General features: G+C 44.6%; 2 protein-coding genes and 1 pseudogene. All 3 read right to left on the reverse strand.

The features are described from left to right. Window positions 1–305 (reverse strand): annotated as a pseudogene (locus E5S67_RS31140) (hypothetical protein); the annotation flags it as partial. Window positions 306–370: 65 nt separating this feature from the next. Then, entirely contained in the window at window positions 371–3,199 is a 2,829-nt protein-coding gene (locus tag E5S67_RS31145; RefSeq protein WP_339382800.1) for a TonB-dependent siderophore receptor, read from the reverse strand. Window positions 3,200–3,271: 72 nt separating this feature from the next. Then, complete coding sequence (locus tag E5S67_RS31150; protein ID WP_172193219.1) at window positions 3,272–4,291, reverse strand: class I SAM-dependent methyltransferase; 1,020 nt, start codon at window positions 4,289–4,291, stop codon at window positions 3,272–3,274. Window positions 4,292–4,507: the final 216 nt, after the last annotated feature.

The raw sequence follows: 4,507 nt of genomic DNA on the forward strand, positions 1-4,507 counted from the left end.
ATGCGTTTGGGGTTGCGCGGATCTTTGACAGAGTTCTGGTGTTCTGTGTTGAGATTAAACACGCCATTAAATCCTAAGTAAGGGACTTTATGGGCATTCATCGAGATAACTTGAGTGGCTCCAGGTGATGGAGGCGTAATTTTTGGGGGCGCTGCCGCAGCAGTCTTTTGAGATCGACTTGCAATGTTTTCTGAGGCTGGTTTCGCGTCAGGTTGACTGACTTGCGGTGCATCTGATAGGGGTTGACAAGCGATCGTTGCTACCCCAGTTAGAATGAGAATTGGATTAAGTTGAAATCGTTTCATGGTGGAGTCTAATGGTAGAAAAATTTAGAACGCGATCGAGTCGTTGCCAACTCGCAAAATAACTATCAAAACTGCATGGAAAATGAAGCAATTACTCTCAAAGGTTCTCCAACTTCAATTCTCGATCTGCCATTTGTGCCCTGAGAGTAATCAACATTGAAAAGGTTCTTAACATTGATTGCAAAGCGCCAATTGTCTCGACGGTAAAAAATAGCAGCATTCGTAAGGAAGTAACTATCCAACTGGAAACTGTTCTCGAGATCGCCTTCTCGTTCCCCAACGTAGTTGAATCCAACTCCGAACCCTAACCCTTGCAACTCACCGCTTTGAATGCTGTAAGTTGTCCACAAACTGCTGCTGTGTTCGGGAATGCCGCTCAAGCGATTACCCACTTCAATTGCATTATCCTTGGTAACTTCAGCATCCGTGTAAGCGTAGGCGCCAATAATATTCCATCCGGGCAGAATCTCACCAGAAAGATCCAACTCAACCCCTCGGCTCCGTAGTTCGCCTGTTGCTATAGAGAAAAATGAATTGTTGGGGTCGGTAGTGGCAACATTTTGCTTGGTAATGTCAAAATACGCCAAAGTAGCAGAAAGCCTATTTTGAAATAATTCAGTTTTAAGACCGAATTCAAATCCCTTACCTTTTTCCGGTTGCAAGAGACTACCATCGGCAGAAGTTGTCGTGACGGGAAGAAACGATCGCGAATAGCTGCCGTAGAGAGAAATCTCTGGAATAGGTTGATACACAATTCCCACCCGCGGCGTAAAAGCATCATTAGTTTCGGTAGTTTTCACATCAGTCGGACTGAAAAAACCCTCTAAACTACCGATTCTTTGCTCTACCGTGTCGTAGCGGATGCCAGCCAGCAGTTTCAAATTATCAAAGATGGAAATTTGATCTTGTAAATAGACTCCTAGCCGATCGCTTTCTAGCTTTCGATTTAAAAAAACCGGAATAGTTTCAAAGCCCGGTCTGGGAAAGGCTCCATAAACGGGGTCGAAGACATTGAAAGGTATCAATGCGTCGAAATCAAGTCTCCCAATTTCGTCATCATTCAATCGATTCAAATCAACCCCCACTAACAGGGTATGCCGCACTGAACCTGTGGCGAAGTTCCCCACAAAGTTTGTCTGTAGGGAGTAATTTTCAAATTCTAAGTCAAACCCACCGTAAGAGCGCTGGGCAATGCCAGTTTCCTCATCAAACTCGAACGGAAACGAAGCAAATCTCTGCTCGGTATGTCTGTCTGAATATCGAAATGCGTTACGGAATTTCCAGTTATCACTGAACCGATGTTCAAAGTCATACCCAACAGTAAAAAGTTGGATGTTTGTGGAATCGTCTGGCTCTCCAAAGATGCGACGGCGAGGAGTATCGAGTAGCCGATCGCCCACAGCAATTCGACCAAAGTCTATAGGTTGCTGGATATCTAAATATTGCAATAGAACTGTCAAATCAGTGCGATCGGTAATTTTCCAAGTGATCACCGGCGCAACTAGCACCCGATCGATATCTTGCTCAAAGTCGCGAAACCCTTCTGAGTGTTCGTAAACTGCATTCAATCGGTAGAGCAAACTACCATCGGGGGTTAAGGGGCCAGAAATATCAAGGCGAGGGCGAACAAACCCATAATTACCTAACTGAACTTCAGCCTCGTAAAACGGATTTGATAGCGGCCGTTTGGTCACTACGTTAATCACACCGCCCGGTTGAACTTCACCAAATAAGATAGAAGCCGGCCCTTTGAGAATTTCGATGCGATCGATATTTGCCGGGTCTGGCAACAATTCACTCCCTGCTAAACCATATTCTCTAAAACCATCAATCAAAACAGGAGCACCAGTAAAACCACGAATAACGATATCTAATCCCTGACCTTCAGAACCACCCTCAAAGTTAACACCGCTGACGTTGTTTAGCGCTTCCTCCGCTCGAATCACTTGTTGATCTTGTATCACTTCTTGGGGAACAACTTGGATCGACTGAGGAATATCTCGAATTGGCGTGTCGGTTCTCGTCGCAGTGGAAGCATCGGGAGCTCGATAGGGAGTTTGCTGATCGGCGGTGACTATGATATTAATATCTTCTTGGGGACTGGGTGTCACGCCTAAAACTAATCCCCGAGCGCTGTTTACTACCTCTGATGTCGGTGCTGCTTTTATGCCAGTTACACTCACTTGAATCCGATTGCCTTCCAACTGAGTTACTGTTACGGATGCAATTCCTCGATCGGCACTAGAAGCTTGAAATCCCGCACCTGAAGGTAAAGCTAATTGGGCATTTTCAATATCTGCGATCGCGCTTTTTCCCTCTATTCTGGTCGTAGCTTGCAGCACTTGTCCGTCAGGTGTCTCTAGAATTACTTGTAAACCGCTGGCAGTTGGGTTCAATCGCACACCCGTTACTTGTACAACTGATTGAGAGATTTGCACTCCTGAAGAGAAGCTAAAACTTGGTTGCCGCGGCAATAACCCCTCTGCACTGGTGCTGGGTTGCTGGATTTCGTTGACTTTCGCGATTTCTGTTGTTGGCACTAATGGCTGTGCGGATGCTAGTGAGATATTAGACATCTCCACAGACTCTTCTGGGGCAGGCATCTTGCCTGCCATTGACTGTATTTTTACAGTCGATTTATTAAGAGTAAAACTTTCGCTTTCGCTCGGCTTTGAAGTATCAAAGGTCAAGTTTGAATTTGGTTGGTTCTCTTCCCCGGCTACAGGAGATTTAACTTCTAACTCGATCGCTTCTATTGCCGAAGTTTCTGACCTCGGTATTTCCGATGAAGCTGTTACTAATTCGGCTGTTTCCGCAGCTCTAGCCTGCCCTATTGCTAGGAATGACATCGTACCAATTAAACACAAAAAATGGACTAAATTAAAACGTTTCACAATTAAACCTCACACACGACTAAATAAACTTGAACAGAAATCATGGAACTTATTGCAGGATTACGGTTTTTCTCATCCCACCAAGATACCTAACCGTTGCTGGGAGCTACGAAGGTTGGTAAACCCAATCTTGGTCAACCATTCTAAGATTGTTGGCTGCGGCCAAATACGTCCGCCACAGGTGACGTAGTAGATTAGAGAAAATAAACTAATTGGTGAACTCAGTTTGCCGCGATAGCCTGGATGAAACATATCATTAACGATCGCGCTGCCACCCGATCGCAGTGCTTGAAATGCCTTTGATAGTGTCAATTCGCACTCCTCAGCTTTCAGGCAATGCAGAATATTAGAGAGAAAAACAACATCATAATCGGTGTCCCAATCTGTCTCTAGTAAATTGCCTTCAATGTAATGAATGCGCGAACTCAACCCGGCCTCTTCAATTCTTAGTTTACCTGCTTTTATCGCATTAGGCAAATCCCGAATATCAACTTTTAAATCTGGATACTGCTGGCAGAAAGCAATGCTGTATTCAGCAGGCCCACCAGCCACATCCAGCAATCGTTTGGGTGCCGGATTTAGCTTAGCAAACTTTAGTACATTTGGCGCTCCTTGTTGACCACTGCTTTCGATCATCGTGTAGTAGTTTAAGGAGCAAGTGGGAGATTGAGAATAGAAGTTAAAATTAGGGACTTCTCCGGTGCGGATGTCTTCTTCCAGTAACACCATTTGTCGCCTAATATCTCCACCTAATCGCAGGAAATCCTGAATATAACCGCCAGCTTGAGTTAAATGTTGCGCTGATTCTTGAGTAAGTTTGTACCGATCGCCTTGGCGGTTTACAAATCCCAAGCCGTCTAGACTTTCTAGCAAAACTTGCATTCCGCGAGCATCGCCATTCATGGTTTTTGCTAGTTCATTAGCAGTTTGGGGATGCTCTTTCAAGGCATCAAAAACTCCCAATCGCACGGCAGTTACTACAGCTTGACTGACTCCCATGCCGAGCATTGCTAATAAAAATGGCGAGAGTTCTTTTCTGGTTTGAAGCGCGATCGCTTCTAGGCTATTTTTTGGTTTTAAACTGAGTAGCATTTATTTTCTTCTAGTCTTATTAAAGTTAACATGAGTTTTGCACTTTTTTTGGCCAGAAATAGACTGCTCAACAGAGAGAACCCACTTACTGCTAATGTCACTCTCCTTTGCCACATTTTGTTTTTCCACCACCACAATAAGTCCCCCACCAAGGATTGAATTTAGCCGGATCTTCTGGATCTTTGGTCATATTCACAAGCGTTGCAAAGCTAGATG

It is taken from the genome of Microcoleus asticus IPMA8, assembly GCF_013179805.1.
Lineage (GTDB): Bacteria > Cyanobacteriota > Cyanobacteriia > Cyanobacteriales > Microcoleaceae > Microcoleus > Microcoleus asticus.

Coding starts and splice junctions, on each gene's coding strand:
- E5S67_RS31150 (WP_172193219.1), bottom strand. CDS start 4,291: ATGCTACTCAGTTTAAAACCAAAAAATAGCCTAGAAGCGATCGCGCTT.